This window comes from Xenorhabdus indica (assembly GCF_014467235.1).
GTDB classification, from domain to species: Bacteria; Pseudomonadota; Gammaproteobacteria; order Enterobacterales; family Enterobacteriaceae; genus Xenorhabdus; species Xenorhabdus indica.
This window is the reverse complement of the sequence record NZ_NKHP01000014.1, coordinates 1-21,404: the sequence shown is the minus strand read 5'-3', so window position 1 is coordinate 21,404 and position 21,404 is coordinate 1. Positions and strand designations below refer to the sequence as shown.

19 protein-coding genes are annotated in these 21,404 nt (G+C 43.1%); 12 read left to right on the top strand and 7 right to left on the bottom strand.

Annotation, left to right across the window (positions count from 1 at the left end):
- Positions 1–26: 26 nt before the first annotated feature.
- The gene (gene hemL, locus Xind_RS11955) at positions 27–1,310 is read left to right on the top strand and encodes a glutamate-1-semialdehyde 2,1-aminomutase (protein ID WP_187650110.1); all 1,284 of its coding nucleotides are present in this window, start codon (positions 27–29) and stop codon (positions 1,308–1,310) included.
- Between the two features lie 51 nt (positions 1,311–1,361).
- Here hemL and Xind_RS11950 read toward each other — a convergent pair whose 3' ends face one another.
- The 3 genes from Xind_RS11950 to hrpB form a co-directional block, all read right to left on the bottom strand.
- On the bottom strand, positions 1,362–2,102 hold the full coding sequence (locus Xind_RS11950) for a sulfite exporter TauE/SafE family protein (RefSeq protein WP_047681316.1): 741 nt from the start codon (positions 2,100–2,102) through the stop codon (positions 1,362–1,364).
- Positions 2,103–2,245: 143 nt separating this feature from the next.
- Positions 2,246–4,711, bottom strand: a complete 2,466-nt coding sequence (gene mrcB / locus Xind_RS11945; RefSeq protein ID WP_187650109.1) for a bifunctional glycosyl transferase/transpeptidase — start codon at positions 4,709–4,711, stop codon at positions 2,246–2,248.
- A 32-nt stretch (positions 4,712–4,743) separates the two neighbouring features.
- Positions 4,744–7,245, bottom strand: a complete 2,502-nt coding sequence (gene hrpB / locus Xind_RS11940; protein ID WP_187650108.1) for an ATP-dependent helicase HrpB — start codon at positions 7,243–7,245, stop codon at positions 4,744–4,746.
- A 166-nt stretch (positions 7,246–7,411) separates the two neighbouring features.
- Between hrpB and sfsA the strand changes: the two genes are divergently transcribed.
- The 7 genes from sfsA (at position 7,412) to panC (ending at position 13,667) form a co-directional block, all read left to right on the top strand.
- A complete protein-coding gene (gene sfsA / locus Xind_RS11935) occupies positions 7,412–8,122 on the top strand; it encodes a DNA/RNA nuclease SfsA (RefSeq protein WP_047681322.1) in 711 nt (236 codons plus the stop codon).
- Between the two features lie 194 nt (positions 8,123–8,316).
- On the top strand, positions 8,317–8,772 hold the full coding sequence (gene dksA / locus Xind_RS11930) for an RNA polymerase-binding protein DksA (RefSeq protein WP_038269417.1): 456 nt from the start codon (positions 8,317–8,319) through the stop codon (positions 8,770–8,772).
- A gap of 57 nt (positions 8,773–8,829) precedes the next feature.
- Entirely contained in the window at positions 8,830–9,744 is a 915-nt protein-coding gene (gluQRS, locus tag Xind_RS11925; RefSeq protein ID WP_052189523.1) for a tRNA glutamyl-Q(34) synthetase GluQRS, read from the top strand.
- Positions 9,745–10,037: 293 nt separating this feature from the next.
- Complete coding sequence (gene pcnB, locus Xind_RS11920) at positions 10,038–11,396, top strand: polynucleotide adenylyltransferase PcnB (protein WP_222941791.1); 1,359 nt, start codon at positions 10,038–10,040, stop codon at positions 11,394–11,396.
- A 20-nt stretch (positions 11,397–11,416) separates the two neighbouring features.
- Positions 11,417–11,899, top strand: a complete 483-nt coding sequence (gene folK / locus Xind_RS11915; protein ID WP_047681357.1) for a 2-amino-4-hydroxy-6-hydroxymethyldihydropteridine diphosphokinase — start codon at positions 11,417–11,419, stop codon at positions 11,897–11,899.
- A 45-nt stretch (positions 11,900–11,944) separates the two neighbouring features.
- Positions 11,945–12,736 carry a 3-methyl-2-oxobutanoate hydroxymethyltransferase gene (gene panB, locus Xind_RS11910; RefSeq protein WP_047681327.1) on the top strand — a complete coding sequence of 264 codons (792 nt, stop codon included), beginning with the start codon at positions 11,945–11,947 and terminating at the stop codon, positions 12,734–12,736.
- A gap of 73 nt (positions 12,737–12,809) precedes the next feature.
- The gene (panC, locus tag Xind_RS11905; protein WP_047681330.1) at positions 12,810–13,667 is read left to right on the top strand and encodes a pantoate--beta-alanine ligase; all 858 of its coding nucleotides are present in this window, start codon (positions 12,810–12,812) and stop codon (positions 13,665–13,667) included.
- Between the two features lie 69 nt (positions 13,668–13,736).
- Here panC and Xind_RS22765 read toward each other — a convergent pair whose 3' ends face one another.
- A complete protein-coding gene (locus tag Xind_RS22765; protein WP_255347660.1) occupies positions 13,737–13,865 on the bottom strand; it encodes a hypothetical protein in 129 nt (42 codons plus the stop codon).
- Positions 13,862–14,962, bottom strand: a complete 1,101-nt coding sequence (sfnG, locus tag Xind_RS11900; RefSeq protein WP_187650107.1) for a dimethylsulfone monooxygenase SfnG — start codon at positions 14,960–14,962, stop codon at positions 13,862–13,864. The genes Xind_RS22765 and sfnG overlap by 4 nt, the downstream gene beginning before the upstream one ends.
- Before the next feature lie 530 nt (positions 14,963–15,492).
- On the opposite strand from sfnG, the gene soxR reads away from it, so the two are divergent.
- Together soxR and Xind_RS11890 are read left to right on the top strand one after the other, a co-directional pair.
- The gene (soxR, locus tag Xind_RS11895; protein ID WP_047681360.1) at positions 15,493–15,951 is read left to right on the top strand and encodes a redox-sensitive transcriptional activator SoxR; all 459 of its coding nucleotides are present in this window, start codon (positions 15,493–15,495) and stop codon (positions 15,949–15,951) included.
- Positions 15,952–16,259: 308 nt separating this feature from the next.
- Positions 16,260–17,258, top strand: coding sequence for an MBL fold metallo-hydrolase (locus Xind_RS11890; protein WP_187650106.1), 999 nt, complete (start codon positions 16,260–16,262; stop codon positions 17,256–17,258).
- Positions 17,259–17,385: 127 nt separating this feature from the next.
- On the opposite strand, the gene budA is transcribed toward Xind_RS11890, so the two are convergent.
- A complete protein-coding gene (budA, locus tag Xind_RS11885) occupies positions 17,386–18,018 on the bottom strand; it encodes an acetolactate decarboxylase (RefSeq protein ID WP_052189525.1) in 633 nt (210 codons plus the stop codon).
- Between the two features lie 341 nt (positions 18,019–18,359).
- Positions 18,360–18,935: a helix-turn-helix domain-containing protein gene (locus tag Xind_RS11880; protein ID WP_047681338.1), complete on the bottom strand. Its 576-nt coding sequence runs from the start codon at positions 18,933–18,935 to the stop codon at positions 18,360–18,362.
- 96 nt (positions 18,936–19,031) lie between these two features.
- On the opposite strand from Xind_RS11880, the gene Xind_RS11875 reads away from it, so the two are divergent.
- Positions 19,032–20,219: a benzoate/H(+) symporter BenE family transporter gene (locus Xind_RS11875; protein ID WP_047681341.1), complete on the top strand. Its 1,188-nt coding sequence runs from the start codon at positions 19,032–19,034 to the stop codon at positions 20,217–20,219.
- 255 nt (positions 20,220–20,474) lie between these two features.
- Positions 20,475–20,591 carry a site-specific integrase gene (locus Xind_RS11870; protein ID WP_187650105.1) on the top strand — a complete coding sequence of 39 codons (117 nt, stop codon included), beginning with the start codon at positions 20,475–20,477 and terminating at the stop codon, positions 20,589–20,591.
- Positions 20,592–21,404 lie beyond the last annotated feature (813 nt).

Here is a 21,404-nt window from a genome sequence, read left to right as displayed (position 1 = left end):
CCATCGTCTTTCAGGAGCATTTATTAATGAGCCAGTCCGAAACACTTTACTCTCAGGCAAAACATGTCATCCCCGGTGGTGTTAACTCTCCGGTACGTGCTTTTAACGGCGTTGGCGGTACACCTGTTTTTATCCAACGTGCCGATGGTGCCTATCTTTATGATGTCGATGGTAACACCTATATCGATTATGTTGGTTCGTGGGGGCCGATGGTTCTCGGACATAACCATCCTGCCATTCGTAATGCCGTCATTGAAGCCGCTGGACATGGCCTAAGCTTTGGTGCTCCAACGGCTGCCGAAGTAGAAATGGCCAAACTAGTAACAGAACTCGTTCCCTCTATGGATATGGTTCGCATGGTGAATTCAGGTACAGAAGCGACCATGAGCGCCATTCGTCTGGCACGAGGCTATACTCAGCGCGATAAGATCATCAAATTCGAAGGTTGCTATCACGGTCACGCAGACTGTTTGCTGGTAAAAGCAGGCTCTGGCGCTCTGACCATCGGGCAACCCAATTCGCCGGGAGTGCCTGCCGATTTTGCCAAACATACTCTGACCTGTATCTACAATGATCTGGATTCAGTACGTGCCGCCTTCGAAAAATACCCGGAAGAAATTGCCTGTATTATCGTCGAACCTGTCGCCGGAAATATGAACTGTATTCCTCCACAGCCGGAATTTTTACCGGGACTGCGTAAACTGTGTGATGAATTCGGTGCTTTGCTGATTATTGATGAAGTTATGACCGGGTTCCGTGTTGCTTTAGGTGGAGCGCAAGAATATTACAGTGTTGAACCAGATCTCACCTCTCTTGGAAAAATCATCGGGGGTGGCATGCCTGTAGGTGCGTTTGGTGGCCGTCAGGAAATCATGGAAAAACTGGCACCAACCGGCCCGGTTTATCAAGCCGGAACGCTTTCCGGTAACCCTATCGCGATGGCTGCCGGTCTGGCTTGCCTGAAAGAAGTTGCCCAGGTTGGTGTTCATCAGCGTCTGAGTGAACTGACTGACAAATTAGCATCTGGCCTGAAAAATGCGGCATCAGAAGCGGGCATTCCTCTGGTGATTAATCATGTTGGCGGTATGTTTGGTATTTTCTTTACTGACGCAGAAAGCGTTACCTGCTATCAAGATGTGATGAAATGTGATGTTGAACGCTTTAAGAAATTCTTCCATCTAATGCTGAATGAAGGCGTCTATCTGGCTCCATCCGCATTTGAAGCGGGCTTTATGTCCATCGCTCACTCAGATGAAGATATCCAGCGTACCGTTAATGCAGCAGCTCATTGTTTTGCTAAATTGAAGTAATCTGCTTCCTCCATAACACGACAATAATATTGTGGTGTTATGGATTATTGCTTACACCAAACCCCGTACCGCCTGAATTGCAGACATTACTGCCAATACACCTAACAGAATGAGCATCAACCAGCGGAAATGCTGCGCACTAATTCGTGTTCTCAGGCGAGTACCAATAAAGAGAAAAAGGACAGATAACCCTATGAGTAACAGTACAGGCCACAAATAATCCGAAGAAAATAATTCGAATGCCTCATTACGCAATACCACCAATTGGCTGAATTTTCCGAGCAAAAAACAGAGATTCGCTGCCCGTGCAATTTCGTGAAGATCATTGCTCATCGCCAGCAGACACATGATCAATATGGGTGACATAGCATTTGTCGCTCCGCCAATGACACCCGCCACCAAACCAAATAGCGCCAAAATAATCGGACTTGCAGGTAAACGAAAATTATCACTGCGTACATTATTAATAATGTAAAACCCAATGAATCCACTCAGCAGTAATTGAAGATAGGCAGGATTAATCAGAAATAAAAGTTTCGCCCCAATAAAACTACCTAATAATGAAAAGAGCGCCAGTAAACTGTATTTATGTAATATTGGGCCAATTTTTCCACCTGAAATCACACTTAACACATTAACCAACAATGTTGGCCATAATGCTAAGACTACTGCTTCTTTCAAAGGCATAAATAAACTTAATGCGGTTGTACTGGCAATAGGAAAACCAATACCACTGATACCATGTAATAATGCAGCGGTAATAAATAGCAGGGATAGGATAATAATATTCATAGCTTAGCTTCCACTAAGTATCACCTCGCCCAATTATCAACCTTAGATCTATTTTTCGACAAAACAACATCACCATGCTCATTTTTCCAATTCCCCACTTCTCAAGAGTGGGGAATTGCATTTTAACACTGCTCAATTACAGGTTATTGCCCAAACATCTCACGCAACCAGCTCGGTGCCTCTTCTTTACCTTCCTCAATTGGCGGCTGCACAGATTGCTGACATAACGCTTGTGGGTTATCCGTCCAAACCGGTAACATTCTGATACCATTTCCAGCACAGTTAAAGGCGCCATCTTCATTAACTGTCATATCAACAATACCTTCTGGTGGACGGTTATTCAGAGCCAATGGTGTTTCATTTGCCAGATAACGTTCGTAAATCTTCAATGCTCCTGTTGCTCCCGTCAGTTTGGTCGGGCCGTTGTTATCAAGACCAGTCCAGACAATCGCCACTTCCTTACCATCAATCCCGGCAAACCAGGTGTCACGCAGATCATTGGTCGTTCCCGTTTTCCCCGCCAGATTATATTTGCCATATTTTCCGGTCAGTGAACGGCCCGTTCCCCGCGCAACAACTTGCTGCATACCATATAACGTCAAATAAGCGGCTTGGGCAGGTACAGCTCTTTCCGCCTGTGGATAACTTTGGTAAACCACGGTGCCATCCTCAGCAATGATAGAACGCAGTGCGGAGAGTTTAGCCCGATTTCCTCCACTGGCAATGGTCTGAAACTCCTGAGCCATTTCCATCGGAGTCAGGTTGATAGCTCCCAACAACATTGCAGGTACTTTCTGGATTTCTTTAGCCGGAATGCCCAGTAACACTAAGGTATTAGCAATATGATCCAACCCCACATCCAGCCCCAAATTGACTGTCGGGATGTTGATTGAACGTGCCAACGCATCTATCAACATCACTCGTTCGCTGAAATTACGGCTAAAGTTCCTCGGTTCCCATGGTTTACCACCAGCCTGAGGGATTGAGATAGGTTCATCCGCCAGCCAAGTGTTCAGACGATATTTATCGGGTTCACTCAATGCAGTCAGATAAGTTGCCGGCTTGGCAAGCGAGCCGATTAAGCGACGAGCATCCATCGCACGGTTAAAACCCGCATATTGTGGCTGCGAGCCACCAACCATCGCCCGGACTTCGCCACTGAAACGGTCAACAACGACCATCGCCCCCTCTAAATTAGGCACATTACGCGACTTGCGCAGATCAGCAATACCTTGTTCTATTGCTTTCTCCGCTGCATCCTGTGCAACCGGATCTAATGTAGTAAAGATTTTTACACCGGATAAATCATTAACTTTATCACCTAGCTTTTGCTGTAATTCCTGACGCACCATCTGCATAAATGCAGGCTGTGGTGTTATTACATCACTTTTGGGTTTTACACCGAGTGGACGAGCGCTTAGCAAATCATATAGCTCCTGATCAATCACTTTTCGATTCTGGAGGATCTTCAATACAACATTACGGCGTTTCAGTGCGGTTTTAGGATTACGCCACGGGTTATACCACGAAGCCCCTTTAACCATCCCTACCAATAATGCTTGCTGATCCAGACTCAGTTCATCAATCGGACGACCGAAATAATAAAGACTCGCTAATGGGAAACCGCGGATCTGCTCATCACCACTTTGCCCTAAGTTAACTTCATTCAGGTAGAGTTCAAGAATGCGATCCTTGCTGTAGCGTGCATCCAGCAATAATGCCATTAAGGCTTCATTGGCTTTACGGCTTAAGGTACGTTCATTAGTCAGAAATAAATTTTTAACTAACTGCTGAGTTAAGGTACTTCCCCCCTGAACTGCACGGCCTGCCAGCAGGTTTTCCAGCGCTGCACGAACAATCGAAAGGGGTCTGATGCCGTCATGCTCGTAGAAATAACGATCTTCCGTTTCTAATAATGTCTGAACCAGTAAATCAGGAAAGCCGGAACGCGGAACAAACAGGCGCTGCTCACCATTCGCAGATTGCATCATCGTGATCAGTTTTGGATCAAGACGGAAGAAACCAAACTGACGCTGGTTTTCCATATTTTCAATGCTGGCCAAGTGATTGTCATTGAAAGTTAAACGAGCCTGAATTTGCCCCTCCTTACCATCAGGAAAATCAAAAGGCCGACGCAACATTTCAATACCATTGCCCCTGACCACAAACTCACCTGCGCGGGTTATTTTAGTCACCTGCCGATACTGCATACCTTCCAATAACCGAACCATTTCAGCCTTACTGTAATTCATGCCCGGCTCAAGGTTTACCATACGGCCATATACCGCAGCAGGAAGATCCCAAACTTTGCCATCAATGCGATGGCGAATTTTGTTATCCAAATAAAAACCATATATAACAATGAGTACTGTCAACACAATAAAGATTTTCAATAGCAGCAGCCAGACCCATTTTCCCCGCCTTTTTATCTGCGAGGATTTGTTCCCTTTTTTCGTCATGACTCCATCCTCATCGTCGTTATCATTTTCGCCTTCAAAATCATCATAGTCATAATCATCCCGCCGATGACGTTTATTCGCCTGACGCCCACGACGATGTCCCGATTTTTTACCCTTACGTCCGATTGGCTGACGATCATCATCAGACATACCGAATTCTCCAATTAAATGTTTTTAAACGATCAAATATATTTTTTCACGCGCCTTGTCGGTGCTGTGTTAGCAGGATCATCTGGCCATAAGTGCTTGGGATAACGCCCTTTCATCTCTTTTTGTACCTCTCGATAAGCTCCCCGCCAAAATGCCGCGAGATCTTGGGTGATCTGCAATGGACGATGAGCCGGAGACAACAACTCAACAACGACAGGAATTCGCCCTTTCGCCAAAACCGGATTTTGCTGCTCGCCGTACATTTCCTGCATTCTGACTGATAATACGGGTGGCTTATCGTAGAAATATTCAATGCTGATCCGGCTTCCAGTTGGCACAGTGTAATTAGTAGGCAATTCATTATCCAGTATTTGCCGCTGCTGCCAATCAAGAAGAGTCACAAGAGCTGATGACAGCTCAATTTGTCGCAATCTCTTCAAATCTTGCACATGTTCCATTTCCAATGCGGGTTGCAGCCACTGTTCAAGAGAATCCAATAAAGCATCATCATCAACAGCAGGCCATTCAATTTCCGGCAGCCATTCTGCGGCCCGTTGCAAACGAATTCGCAACTGCGATGCTTCCTGTGACCAAGCCAGAGCTGCCAGTCCCTCCTGTCGAACCCAATTCAGCAGGGCTTCCTGCCATTCAGTCGCAGAAGGTTTTGCCAAAGGCTGTGCTTTAACCGTCAAACGTCCACATTTCAGCCGCTTCCATGCACGCAGCGTTCCCTTATTATCATCCCATTCAATCACTGTCTGTTCTGTAAACAAAGCAGGATATTGCCTGATTATTTGTTCAATATTCAACGGACAGGCAAGCAGAATGCGTGCATCCGGTGTTTTGCTACCTTGCTGCAATGCCGGTGCTATCAGCCATGTTTCACCTGAAAGCGACTCTTCCCGCTCCAGTACAGCACCCAAGCCAATAGCAAGTTGAAAACGCCCAAAATTGTCACGATTTTTCGCAATTCGGTCAGGAAAACCCTGTACCAATAACTCAGGCACATACTCCAGATTAATGTGGTTAGTCTCCGCAACAGTATTATCTGCCAGGCTTCTGACCAGGCTTCTGAATAATTGTTTTGCCCGTTGCTGCCAATGAGGCTGATTGGAGGTAAGACAATGGATGAGATCCGGTTGCCCCCATCGTGGCGGCTCCTCAAGGATCGCAACCAGTTTCGCTGCTGTTGCCAGGGCTTCCCCTGCCGATGCTTTCTCCACACATGATCCTTTACTTGAACACCATTCTCTTGCCAGACATAAAATAGCGGCCAAACGAGGCTCGCAACCGGATTCGGTCATTCGCCAACCACGGGCTGTTAATTGTTGCTTGTCATCCAGTGCTCCCAATCGAGTAAGTAGAGATTGGGCAACAGCCAGGGCAGCTTGTGGTGGATTGTCTAACCAATGTAATTGGCCACTGTCACGACATCCCCACTGCAATAAAGAAAGCAGCAAGTTACTCAAATCTGAATGCAGAATTTCCGGTTCACTGTGCTCTGTAGCACGCTCAGCCTGCTCTTGACTAAATAAATGCCAACATACGCCAGCTTCCAACCTGCCCGCCCGACCCGCTCGTTGAATCATTGATGCCTGACTGATGCGTTGGGTAATCAAACGGGTTAAACCGCTCTTTGGTTCAAATCGGCTGGTACGTTCCAGACCACTATCCACCACCAGACGAATTCCCTCAATCGTCAGACTGGTTTCTGCAATATTAGTCGCCAGTACCACCTTACGCATTCCTGCCGGAGCAGGCGCTATTGCTTTGCGCTGTTCTGCTAGTGATAAAGCACCGTATAGTGGGCACAATAATGTCTCGTTATTAACCTTGCCCTCCAACTGAGCCAATACACGCTGAATTTCACCCGCACCAGGTAAAAATAGCAGTAAGGAGCCTGTCTCTTGCTGTAATAAGCGTAATACTGTGGAAGCCACTGTTTGTTCAAAAGGCAGATGAGCAGGAAGTGGATGGTAACTTCTCACCACTGGATAACTACGGCCTTCTGATACAACCACAGGTGCTTCAGGTAACAGACAAGAAAGGCGCTGATTATCCAGCGTGGCTGACATAACCAGAATACGTAAATCGTCGCGCAGCCCTTCCTGCACATCCAGCAACAGAGCCAGCGCAAGATCGGCCTGTAAGCTGCGTTCGTGAAATTCATCAAGAATGACAAGAGAGACATCACTCAATTCAGGATCTTGTTGCAGCATCCGGGTCAAGATCCCCTCAGTCACTATTTCAAGGCGTGTGGAGGCACTGACTTTAGTCTCCGAACGCATTCGGTAACCTACTGTCATACCTACTGGTTCATTCAATTGCTCTGCCAGACGTTCAGCAACACTACGCGCTGCAAGACGTCGTGGTTCCAACATAATAATGCGTCCACTAAACCGGGTATTATTCAGGATTGCCAGCGGTAATCCGGTTGATTTTCCTGCGCCTGTCGGAGCATGTAATAAAACCTGTTTTGAGGTCTCCAACTGCGTTATGACAGAGTCTACAACGTCATAAATAGGTAATAACAAAGGCTCACCATAGCAATTAACTTTCAAGGGCTGTCATTGTAGCATTGGTGATTTTAATTTCAGTTCACGTTTAATTTCATCTTCATGTTTAATTTTAGTTCATGCTCAAGTGACTTCATGCATATGACTTAATGATAGTGAACCTGTTAGTTATAAAGGAAAGTTTATGGAATTTTCTCCACCATTGAAGCCTGCGACATTAATTCGTCGCTATAAACGTTTTCTGGCAGATGTCCTCACTCCAGAAGGTGAAACGCTCACCATACACTGTGCCAATACCGGCGCGATGACAGGCTGTGCAACTCCCGGAGATACCGTGTGGTATTCCACATCAGACAATCCTAAGCGTAAATATCCCAATAGCTGGGAGCTGACACAAACTCAAAACGGGCATTGGATTTGCGTGAATACACTGCGAGCTAATGATCTGGTTTATCAATCTATTGAAAAAAATCTAATTTCAGAATTATCCGGCTACGAAAAAATCAACCGCGAAGTGAGCTATGGAAAAGAGAAAAGCAGGATAGATTTATTGTTAGAGTCAAAACAAAAAGTTAATTGCTATATTGAAATAAAATCGGTCACCTTATTGCAAGACAATAAAGGATATTTCCCTGATGCTGTGACAATTCGTGGGCAAAAACATTTACGTGAACTATCATTGATAGCGCAACAGGGACAACGTGCTGTCCTGTGCTTTGCTGTTTTACATTCCGGTATCAGTCAAGTGATGGCAGCAAAACATATTGACCACGATTATGCTTTTCTTTTGGAACAAGCATGCAATTTAGGGGTCGAAGTAATTTGTTACGGGGCCAGCATGACAGAAAACAGGATGGTTCTAAGTCACAAATTGCCTTTTGTATCAATAGGATGATTTGTAAACAGATCATGCTAATGAGGTAAGTTTTGCAACATATTTAGGCAGTAAACACGGCTGCCTTCACACCATTGCAAAACTAATGGTAGGAATAATTGCCAACCTCGCAGTCATCTGCTATTTATAGCGGCCTATTTTTTCCCCCTACTGTTGGGGGGGCGTTTGATAGTGCGTGTGTAAGGAGAAGCATTATGCAAGAAGGGCAAAAACGTAAAACCTCGTCCTTGAGCATTCTCGCCATCGCTGGGGTAGAACCTTACCAGGAAAAGCCAGGCGAAGAATACATGAACGATGCCCAGTTAACGCATTTCAAGCTGATTCTGGAAGCATGGCGCAATCAACTCAGGGATGAAGTAGACCGTACTGTATCTCATATGCAAGATGAGGCAGCGAACTTCCCTGATCCGGTTGACCGTGCGGCGCAAGAAGAAGAATTCAGTCTTGAATTACGTAATCGGGATCGTGAACGTAAGTTGATCAAGAAGATCGAAAAAACGCTGAAGAAAGTCGAAGATGATGACTTCGGCTATTGTGAATCCTGTGGGGTTGAAATCGGCATTCGTCGTTTAGAAGCTCGCCCTACAGCTGATTTATGTATTGACTGTAAAACGTTAGCTGAAATTCGCGAAAAGCAAATGGCTGGCTAACTGATGGGTTGAATACGGCGCTGAAAGGCGCCGTATACTCCCTTAACTGACCCTGACATGACTCAATCCGAATACTTTCCATTGGATAAACATCCTCCGTTGTATATTGGGCGTTTTGCGCCATCCCCATCTGGCGATCTCCATTTTGGTTCTCTGGTGACAGCACTGGGCAGTTACTTACAGGCGCGTGCTTACCAAGGAAAATGGCTGATGCGGATTGATGACATCGATCCTCCGCGAGAAGTTTCCGGCTCAGCAGATAGGATATTACAGGCATTAGAGCACTACGGCCTTCACTGGGACGGAGAAGTACTGTACCAATCCCAACGTCACGACGCTTACCGGGAGATACTTGAGCAGCTACTACAACAGGGGAACAGTTATTACTGTAACTGTACCCGCCAGCGCATTCAGCATTTGGGCGGATTTTATGATGGTTTCTGCCAGCATTTACACCTGCCAACCCGTAATGCCGCCATTCGCCTGCAACAACAGTATCCCGTTTATAGTTTTTACGACAAATTACAGGGAAATATCACCGTATCTGCAAAAATGGCTGAAGAAGATTTCATTATCCATCGCAAAGATGGTTTATTTGCCTATAATCTTGTCGTTGTTATTGACGATAACTATCAAGGCATCACTGAAATTGTCAGAGGAGCAGATTTGATCGAACCTACCGTTCGCCAAATATCCTTATATCGGTATCTGAATTTTAAAACGCCAGATTATGTACATTTGCCTCTTGTATTAAATAAAGAGGGCAATAAACTTTCCAAGCAAAATCATGCAAAACCGATCCCTCTTGATGATCCACGTCCATTGCTTATTGATGCGTTATCATTTTTAAACCAACCAACCATCGCAGGCTGGCAAGATCTCACCACAGATCAATTATTAAAACAGGCTATCATTGGTTGGAATATAAATCATGTTCCGCCCCAAAACATAATCAATAGACAATTTAAATAAAGTGTTGCTATTGGCACTGCAAGCATTCTCAAAGAATGTCCAGTAAGTTATGATTAGCGGCTGTTTTTTTGTTTTAATTTGATTCGTCACTATCGAGGTGTACCATTTTTAACCGAGTAGCAACTTTCTGCCGTAATTTGCTGATCCGCGAAACCAAGATAAAACGCGAAACACAGGCAGCCAGTGAAAGGCCAGTCACCATATCTGACCATTCTGCTCAAACAGAGAGCAGCACTCTGCCTAAACATAGCAGAGTGAATCGCATATCTTCATCAAATGCCGAAAACATCAAAATGAAGAAAACATCTGGAAAGGCAAAACATTCTGCCCCCCTGATCACCGTGATCCCGCGGGAACAGCACCCTATTTCACGCAAAGATATCAGTGAAAATGCATTGAAGGTTCTATACCGCCTGAATAAATCTGGCTTCGAGGCTTATTTGGTAGGCGGCGGTGTACGTGACTTATTACTGCACAAAAAACCGAAAGATTTTGACATTGCTACCAACGCAACACCAGAGCAAGTACGTAAATTATTCCGTAACTGCCGCCTTGTTGGTCGCCGTTTTCGCCTTGCCCACATTATGTTTGGGCCAGATGTGATTGAAGTTGCCACATTCCGTGGATCACATGAACAGACTGAATGCAATGACCGCAATCAGTCACACAAAGCTCAAAGTGGAATGTTACTGCGTGACAATATCTTTGGTTCAGTGGAAGAAGACGCCATCCGCCGCGATTTCACTATCAATAGCCTCTATTACGGTATTGAAGATTTCGCCCTACGGGATTATGTCGGTGGAATGGCCGATCTGGAAGAAGGGATTATTCGCCTGATTGGTGATCCGGAAACTCGCTATCGCGAAGATCCAGTACGGATGCTGCGGGCCATCCGTTTCGCCAGCAAGCTAAACATGACTATCAATGAGACCACTGCCGAACCTATCCCACGTCTTGCGTTTCTGCTAAGAGAGATTCCTCCCGCCCGTCTATTCGATGAATCCCTGAAACTACTACAGGCAGGGCACGGTTACAGTACTTATAAGTTACTGCGTGAATACCAGCTATTTGAGCCATTATTCCCGCTAATCCAACGTGGATTCACCCAACACGGTGATTCAGCGATGGAAAAACTGTTGCAGCAGGTATTAAAAAATACCGATTATCGTCTCCAGCATGACAAGCGGGTCAATCCTGCTTTCTTATTTGCGGCAATATTATGGTATCCACTGATTGAACATGCGGAAAAACTGACGCAGGAAAGTGGCTTACAGTATTACGATGCCTTTGCTCTGGCGATGAATGATATTCTTGATGAACAGTGCCGTTCAATTGCCATTCCGAAACGCCATACCACAACTATGCGTGATATTTGGCTATTGCAGCTTCGCCTGCCGCGCCGTCAGGGGAAACGAGCAAATAAATTGATGGAGCACCCAAAATTCCGGGCTGCTTTTGATTTACTGGAATTGCGTGCCAGCGTTGAACCACGTCATGAACTGAAAGAACTAGTGCACTGGTGGACAAAATTCCAACAATCAACACCTTCACAACAGCGGGGCATGATCTCTGAACTTGGCTGTGAGCCTGTTCGTCGCAGAACACGCCATCACCGGGGTGGTTATAATCGCCCTCGCCATAACAGGAATTAACTGGAATCATGTCTAATACTATGACCAGGGTTTACATCGCTATTGGCAGTAATCAGGCTGATCCTTTGCAGCAAGTTGATAATGCACTTGCTGCCCTGAAAACAATCCCTGAAACAACTTTTATTGCACGTTCCTCATTTTATCGCACTAAACCGTTGGGACCACAGGATCAGCCAGACTATCTCAATCTGGCTGTTGCATTGGATACTCACTTACTACCAGAAACCTTGCTTGATCACACTCAGGCGATAGAGCTGGCTCAAGGACGTGTCCGCAAAGATGAGCGTTGGGGGCCGAGAACACTTGATCTGGATATCATGTTATTCGGTGACCAAACAATTAATACTGAACGTCTGACTATTCCCCACTACGGTTTAAAACAACGCGAATTTATGCTTTATCCGCTTGCAGAAATTGCACCGGATCTCGTGTTTCCTGATAAAGAAACATTGGCAGAACGATTAAAACATGTTCCAGAAAATGGCCTGACGTTTTGGTTGTAGCACAGTACGCAAAAAATAAAGGGTATAACTATTCAGGAGGTAATAATGAAACCAATATCTCTGGCTGACCTGAGCCAGTTAAAAAAAGAGAAACGTAAGTTTGCTACAATTACGGCTTACGATGCTAGCTTCGCTCACCTGTTTGCTGCCCAAGGTATCAATGTCATGCTTATTGGCGATTCACTCGGCATGACTGTGCAAGGGTTTGATTCTACCTTACCGGTTACAGTAGAAGATATTGCCTACCATACCCGAAGCGTCCGCGCTGGTGCTCCCCATGCTTTTCTGATCGCCGATATGCCTTTCATGAGTTATGCCACTCCAGAGCAAGGCTGCAATAATGCCGCTATTTTAATGCGTTCAGGCGCTAATATGGTCAAAATTGAAGGTGGAAGCTGGCTGTGTGAGACAGTAAAAATGCTGACCGCCCGATCCGTTCCCGTTTGCGGGCATCTGGGGCTGACACCACAAGCCGTTAACATATTAGGGGGCTATAAAGTACAAGGGCGTGATGAGCCCACAGCTCAACAATTAATTAACGATGCTATTGCCTTAGAAAAAGCCGGGATGCAGTTATTAGTGCTGGAATGTGTACCAGCAGAACTCGCACGGAAAGTGACTGAAGCGCTGGAAATCCCGGTTATTGGCATTGGTGCGGGCAATCAAACTGATGGTCAGATCCTCGTCATGCATGATGCTTTGGGCATTACCGCAAAACCACCAAAATTTGCCAAAGATTTTCTCAAAGAAACCGGCAACATCAGGGATGCCATCAACCTGTATATTGAACAGGTGGAAAACGGCACATACCCCGATCAAGCACATTCATTCAATTAATCTATACCCTATGGATTTCAAGAAAGATGACGGGTATACACAGCATGACGGCCAATTATAAAGGAGTAGAGCAATGCTGATTATAGAAACAATCCCCATTTTACGCCGTGAAATCCGTCGTTGGCGTCAGGCCGGAAAACGAATTGCCTTTGTGCCTACAATGGGCAATCTGCACGATGGTCATATGGCTCTGGTTGATACTGCCAAAGCCCAAGCTGACGTAGTCATTGTGAGTATTTTTGTCAATCCAATGCAATTTGATCGCGAAGATGACTTAGTCAACTACCCGCGAACCCTACAGGAAGATTGTGAAAAACTGAGTCGCCGCAATGTTGAGATGGTTTTTGCACCTAATGTCAACGAAATGTATCCGAATGGCTTAAACGGCAAACAGACTTTTGTTGAAGTACCTGAACTCTCTTATATGCTTGAAGGTGCAAGCCGGCCGGGGCATTTCCGTGGAGTCACCACGGTTGTCAGCAAACTGTTCAATCTGATCCAGCCTGATCTGGTTTACTTCGGTGAAAAAGATTTTCAGCAGTTGCAGGTTATCCGCAAGATGATTGCTGACATGGCTTATGATATCACTCTGGTTTCCATACCTATTGTCCGCGATAAAAATGGGCTGGCACTCAGTTCACGCAACAATCTTCTGTCTCCAGAAGAAAAAAAAGTAGCACCTCTGCTAAACCAAGTCATGCAATGTGCGGCTGAAAGGTTGAAAAATGGCGAACGGGATATTGAACAATTGCTTGAAATAATGTCCACTCATCTACGAGAAGAAGGTTTTATGCCGGATGAGATATTTATTCGTGATGCAGAAAATTTGCAACCTTTAACATCACAGAGCAAAAAGGCTGTGATCCTGATGGCGGCATGGTTAGGAAAAACACGCCTGATTGATAATCAGCAGATTGGCTTAACGGCTTGATTTTATGTTGGGGATGTGAACCACTATATGATCCACATCCCCGTGAAAAAACAGCAATCATACATATCGTTATCCAAAATCCGCACTTTTGTGTTTGGCAATATCCATGCCGATCACGATATTATCAGACATAAGGTTAGCCTCTTTGTCAGAGACATAGAAGGTATCGCCACAGATCACCACCCGTAGTTTCTTCATGCTCTTAACTCTGATGTTAACTGTTGTTCAAGTACCCGGACACGAGGGATAACCTCTCGTCCAAAGAATTCAACCTCCTCCTGACAATGGAGGAATCCTAGCAACAATAGATCTACGCCTACTTTCTTATAGTCGATAATCCGTTCAGCTATTTGTTGCGGTGTACCAATCAGCCTCGGTTTAAAACCATCATTATACTGCACCAAATCATCAAAGCTGGATTTCGCCCAGTTCCCTTCTTTTTCCGGTGAAGCCAAGCCCGCATTCTGTGTCTCATGCTGAAAACCTTTCACTGCATCCACATCAGCGTGATCAATAATCTCTTGCAGCACCTGCCGCGCTTGTTGCTCACTGTCTCTGGCAATCACAAACGCATTCATACCAATTTTTACTGAGTGCCCGTTTTGCCGGGATTTAACCTGAATATCGTCGATTTGTTGACGCACACCTTCTGTACTATTACCGTTAGTGAAGTACCAGTCAGAAACCCGTGCAGCCATGTCCCGCGCGGCACGTGAGCTACCTCCCTGAAAAATTTCCGGCTGTGGATGAAGAGGTTTCGGTTTTAAGCTGTAATTCCGAAAACGATAAAAATCTCCGGCAAAAGTGAACTGTTCTTCCTGCCAGATCCCCCGCAGACAGCGAATAAATTCCTCAGAGCGTAAATAGCGCTCTTCATGATCGAGCCAGGGTTCACCAATGGCCTTAAACTCACCGCGAAACCAGCCACTGACAATATTCACGGCAATACGAGCACCGGAAAGGTGGCTGATGGTAGCTATCTGCTTGGCAGCCAGGGCAGGATTCCAGGGACCGGGCAGCAACGCGGCAATGACTTTCAATTTTTCAGTCGCCGCCAGCAAATCCTGAGAAAAAGTTACTGATTCGTGCTGATTTTCGGCGCCATATCCGGCAGTAAAACGGATTTGTGTCAAGGCATAATCAAATCCGGCGTGTTCGGCGATCTGTGCTAACCGCCGATTATATCGTGCATCCCACTGAGTGCGCTGAGGAATTTTACTGACTACCAGACCGCCGGAAACATTGGGCACCCAATAAGCAAATTGTAATGGATAGGGATAATATGCTGTTGTCATGATTGGCTCTATGAAGCGTCCCGTTTGCAAAACAATGCCGTCGCTTATACAAACAATACCATTGCCTCAGCAACCTTTCAGCCTTCATCCTTTGGTAACACGTTAATCTTTATCAGTACCTTCACTAACTGGCACTGACGTAATCTTTTTGGTGTTCCTGTTTGGTCAGGCGCTCTGCACCACCAACGCTCTCACCAAAAGGCCCTGTATTAACAGAACAATTGTTGGACTATGACTATTTGTTGTCTGCAACGGATATACCTGCAACAGTGGCATAACTCATTACCTGACGAGCAGGCACATCAAGAGCATCTTCAGAAAAACTGCCAAAATCAAAATAGAGGGGAGGCTATTTTTCTGAACCGATGGAAACAATAACGCAGACCCTTCCACCTGTAAATATTTACCTTGCTGATTCACTTTTTCACCTGTCAATAGACGCGAATGTCGAATCAACAAGAATATTTTTCTAATTGACAGAAATATCAGGTATGACTATAAAACCTCAAATTAACTTGAGATCAACTGAAATGGCGAAAGATAAAGACATTGATTTTAATAGAGCTTTAACCATCGGAGAAGTAGCAAAACGTAGTGGAGTTGCTATATCAACACTTCATTTTTATGAGTCAAAAGGGTTAATCAAAAGCTCACGTAACCAGGGAAATCAGCGTCGTTTTCCTGCCATTGTTCTGCGTTATATCGCGATTATCAAAGTTGCACAAAGTACAGGTATTCCTTTGAAAGAAATACAGAAAATATTGAGTCAATTTCCACCCAACAGCAAACTAACGGCAGAACAATGGCGTATGCTCTCTTCACAATGGCGGGATATGCTGGATCAACGTATCACAAAGCTAACCCAGTTACGCGATAATCTGGACAGTTGCATCGGTTGTGGATGCCTTTCACTGACAGAGTGCCCGCTACGCAACCCAAATGATATATTGGGAGAAAAAGGAGCAGGGCCAAGGATTTTATTGCAATAAGAATAAGCCACTATCTCAACATTAATTTAAATTAATCTGACAACCTCATTTTATGAGATTACAAAAAAATGAATAAAGACTGTTTCTGAGAATTACTTATTAAAATTTATTTAATCCTTTTTAAGGGAAGCAGATGTTTTTTTGACACCATAATATCGTGTTATCTATTTTTTTATCTTATATCATTCAATCAATTATTAACTTATCAACATTTAATCTGTATCCATCCTATTTTTCATTAATTAATTTATTTTTCATAACACTGATAAATTATAGTTATTTTATTCCCTTAATTTCTGGAGTATTTAATGAAAAATATTTTTAAGAAATCATATCTAGCTATTACATTGACACTCGCAGGAGTGATGGCAACTTCTACAATGTCCACCGCTTCGACAACATTTGCTGAACAACCTGCAAATCAGGTTCCTGGTTATTATCATCATCTCGTTGGTGATTTCACGGTTACCGCTGTTTATGATGGACACATCGATCTTTCCCCTTCTTTACTCAAAGGTCTTGATGAAAAAAATATTCAGGCACTGATCGCACGAATGTTCCAGATTGAAAATAAAGAGGGCATTCAGACAGCGATAAATGCTTATCTTGTCAATACCAAAGAAGGGTTGGTATTAATTGATGCAGGCAGTAGCCACTGCTTTGGATACACAGCGGGAAATATTATTAATAATATCCGTTCTGCGGGTTATCAACCAGAAGAAGTAAAAGCCATATTACTGACACATATGCACCCAGACCATGCTTGTGGCATTACTTCACCGGAGGGTAAAGCCATATTCCCGAATGCGACTGTATATATTTCTGAGGAAGAAAATAATTTCAGGTTGAACCCTCAGCTTGTAGCTTCAACTTCAGAAAAAAATCAGTCATTCGCTAACATGGTTCAAAAAGCTGTAGCACCGTATATTGCTGCAAAGGCATTTCATACTTTTAAAAGTGGAGAAGAGGTTATTTCCGGCATCAAAGCAATATCCACTTTTGGCCATACACCCGGTCATACTTCATACCTGGTACATTCAGGCAAAAGTCATATGTTGATTTTGGGTGATATTGTACATTTTCATGCAGTACAACTGACACACCCCGAAGTTTCTATTGAATTCGATGTAGATAACAATAAAGCCATTGAAGCACGTAAATCTATTTTTGAAGAAGCCTCACATCAACAATGGTTAATTGGCGGTGCCCACTTACCCTTTCCGGGTATTGGACATATTCGTAAAGAAAAACAGGGATATAAATGGGTTCCGGTAGAATATTCAAGTGTCTTAAAAACAAGTAACTGATATCCAGAGCAGGGATTGAAGTTACTCTTTCCCTGCCTTAAATGAGAATAAAAAATATCATTTTTCTACAGGCTCCTGATCATTCTTCAGCTTTTCTAATAATATGAGGTCGGCATTAAGATATACACTATTTATCTGGCAGATGGATTTTTATATCTTGTTTTAACTCGTAACTTAAAAGACCATTATGTAATTCAAAATCAATAACGTGCCCGCCATTTGTCCGGGTGTCATCGATAAAATGAATGTGAAACTCTGCAACAGAAACACCGTGAAAGATATCTGGTGTCCAAAACCCAACCATCACACCGCAGATATCATGTAATGTCTCTTCGGATTGTTTTGTAACTGCTTCAATAAAGGGTTTTTCCTGGCAATTCATACGACGAAACCGGATATTTTTAAAATTACCTTCAATCTTTATCGCAACAAAAATATTATCAATATTTACCTGAGTGGATAATTCGGAATAAAGAGATTTTTTGTTGATATTCGCAACAGGAAACTGCTCATTAGGATTGAAATATGTCAACTGTGCGAATGGCAACTGCTCGTGAGCATAGAAACGGCGCACATTCCCCTCTCCCTGAATTTCAAAAAAAGTATCATCCAGTGCAATCATTTCACCTGCGAGTGCATGTAAGTAGCCAATACCAAATGAGCCACCTTGACTGATTTCCGATATTGTAAACATTCCATCAAAAACACCAGACATCAAAGCATGTATAGTGGAATACTGATGTATTATTCGGCTATTCATATGCCCTCTCTCTTGCTACTTGCTATATACCCGTCGTCTTTCAAGTTGCATCTTGAAATCCATAAAATATATATGCTGTAATTTTAAATCTGATTGGGTAGATATAGATATATATCAGATGAATATTTCAGATTTTTTACCATATTATAAATTAATATCGCCAGCAGTTAGTCGTTGTCAAGGAAATTATATTTCCTGCTTATATCAAGCATTAACAATTTTGTTTATTTTATTTTCACACTTTAGTTTTTTTAATAAATGAGATAACGTTAAGATATGGCGATTTAAATCGCCATATTAACATCTGTATGAGCAATCTGTACGCCAACTCTTTCAGGTAATTATGTAGGTAATGAGTGATGTGGGTAATGAATGAGGTTATGGATAACGACAATATCATCACCTGAATTAGCATAAGCATGGTTACAACTGGCATGAAAACGCATTGATTCACCTGCTGAAATTTTATGCCAGGTGTCATTAATACGCAGATCTAACACTCCACTGAGCACAATAACATGCTCCACCATCCCAATTTCATGAGGAGAAGATTCACTTGAAGCCCCCGGTAACAATTCTATTTTGAATAAATCGATGAAAAATTCATCATCAAAGGGGATCAGTGGTGTTACTCGCATACCTGAATTGTTTTGTTCAAAGATTGGTAATTCATTAAATCGATGTAATACAGGCTGAAGCTGAGGCTCTGTGCCCTCCAAAAAGGTTGAAAAGGCGACATTAAAACCTGTTGCAATTTTCCACAGTGTAGAAATCGTCGGGCTTGATTGACCGCGTTCAATTTGCCCAAGCATCGCCTTACTAACTCCCGTCAGTTTAGCCGCCTGACTGAGACTTACCCCTCGATAAGCTCTTAATGACTTAAATTTTTCGGCAATTTTCGGTGTGATATCACTCATTGGTGCCTTCTCAAAATAAATACATTGGGTTGAATGCTAAAACAGACGGTGATATTCTCACCATCGTCCGTTATAACATCCGATAGGTAATATCGTATGCCTAAGCAATCATTTTTTAGAGATTTTTCACCAGCAACGCTTGTTACAGGTTTTGTTGCGGTATTAGTTAGTTATGCTAGTTCAGTTGCAATAATTCTCCAAGCATTGACAACGATTGGTGTCGAATCATCACAAATTGGTGCCTGGCTAGTTACGCTCGGTATTGGGATGGGAATCTCAACAATTGCGTTATCACTTTATTACCGCACTCCCATTTTAACGGCCTGGTCAACACCGGGAATTGCATTGTTGGCGACACATTTTCCGAATACTTCTGTCAATGAAGCCATTGGTATTTTCATCTTCGCTTCAACATTAATGTTGATATGCGGTATCACTGGGCTATTTGCCAAACTGATGAACTACATCCCGCATTCCATCGCGGCCGCAATGCTTGCCGGAATATTACTCCGCTTCGGTTTGGATGCCTTTGCAATACTACAATCCAACTTTTGGCTTTGTGGCATCATGCTACTTATTTACTTAATTTTCCGCCGCTACTTTCCGTTATACGCAATAATTTCAACACTTGCGGCAGGGGTTATTCTCTGTATCCTCAGCGGCAATTTAAATTTGGCAGGTGAAAGCATCATGTTCTCCATGCCTAAATTTGTCATGCCACAATTTAGCGCAACCACACTTATTGGTGTAGGCATTCCATTTTTTATCGTCACGATGGCATCCCAAAATGCACCGGGGATTGCTACTCTACAGGCGGCGGGATATCCATCTCGCACATCAAAATTACTTATTTGGACATCATTAGTAACCATTATTCTGACACCTTTTGGGGGATTCAGTATTTGCATTGCCGCAATTTCAGCAGCCATTTGCATGGGAAATGATGTCCACCCAGATCGGGATAAACGGTATATTGCCGCTGTGAGTGCTGGTTTTTTCTATGTACTGGCAGGCATTTTTGGTGGAGCCATCTTCTATTTATTTAACGCTTTTCCAACTCCATTTATAAAGATTTTGGCCGGATTAGCCCTCCTTGGTACTTTTACAAATAGTTTAAATCTGGCAATCAAAAATGAATCTACAAGGGATGCCGCCATTATTTGTTTTCTAATCACAGCATCAGGAGCAAATTTACTGGGGATCAGCTCAGCATTTTGGGGATTGGTTGGCGGGATTATTGCACATTTGATATTTAAAAAACGGACAGTGATAACATCCTCTTAATCCCGATAACTTACCTCCGACTAATTTGGATGAAACACCCACTAAAGATCTCCATATCCTAGCAGTTTACCTGTATGGTTGCATGGTTGCGGAGAACAATATGAATCATAGATATTTCCGACATAGGTAGAAATCTTGGATTTTGTGGACGGCGAGGATTGATATCTTCGATAATGCATTGGGCTTGAGCAACGGTGATTACCACGTAATTCCATTGTGTGAATCTGCAAGTGAAATATTAGATTTACAGGAGAGATGGGGATCAGTTCTGAGATGAGAGATAGGTTGCAAAACCATAAAAAACCCGGCGTCTCAACCAAACACTATGATCGCTATGACGACCTGAAAGAAAAACAGGAAATTATAGAATAATGGGAAAGTAAATGACTATCACTGTTAGAGCAGAAAACGGCCCTTTGAAATCCAGTCAGTTGTCTAATAAATCTGAGTTATTTGGATTGACTTAATCCTTATATTGCTCAATTAGCCAAATATTAATTCGGCTATTTCCATTTAGGACTGATCTCATCGCAATATTTACTTTTATTTGAATGAATGGCTGATATTTATATATTCAATGAAAATATTTCATTCATTACTACACTCTTTTTTATCAAAAAAAGACAGAAAATAAAAAATCTCATATCTAAAAATAACTTTTTTGTGATCGAGTTCATGAAATTAAAATGATCATACTTTTGTCAAAACCGTTGCCTAATTTTTTATTTTTACTTCATTATGTTACGAAAAAAACTCCTTTTATGGATAAATATCAAGCAGTTCGATACACTAGTTATATACGCCATCTCAGAATATTATTCTTCAACAGCAATCATTTTAACTTTTTACGCTGTTATTGCTGAATGCCATTTTTTATTTTACTTGATTTAGTTTGGTCTTTACTCATTCGTTATTTATTATTCCCCTCATTTTATTCACCACGAATTAACCGATATATTTAGAAAGCAAAGTCCCTTCAAATTATCGTAAAACAGCATATTGCGTCCTTAATTAACCAATTTGTCGGAGACAATGTGAGTTAGATTTAAATCTTGTGCCTGAATGTTATGGCCTGCGTTGTTATCAGGCGGGATAGCCTATTTCATAACATTCCATCATCTCAGGGAGACAGAATATGTCAGTGAAAAAGCACCTCACAAAATTAAAGAAAGGAAACGCGCTGTT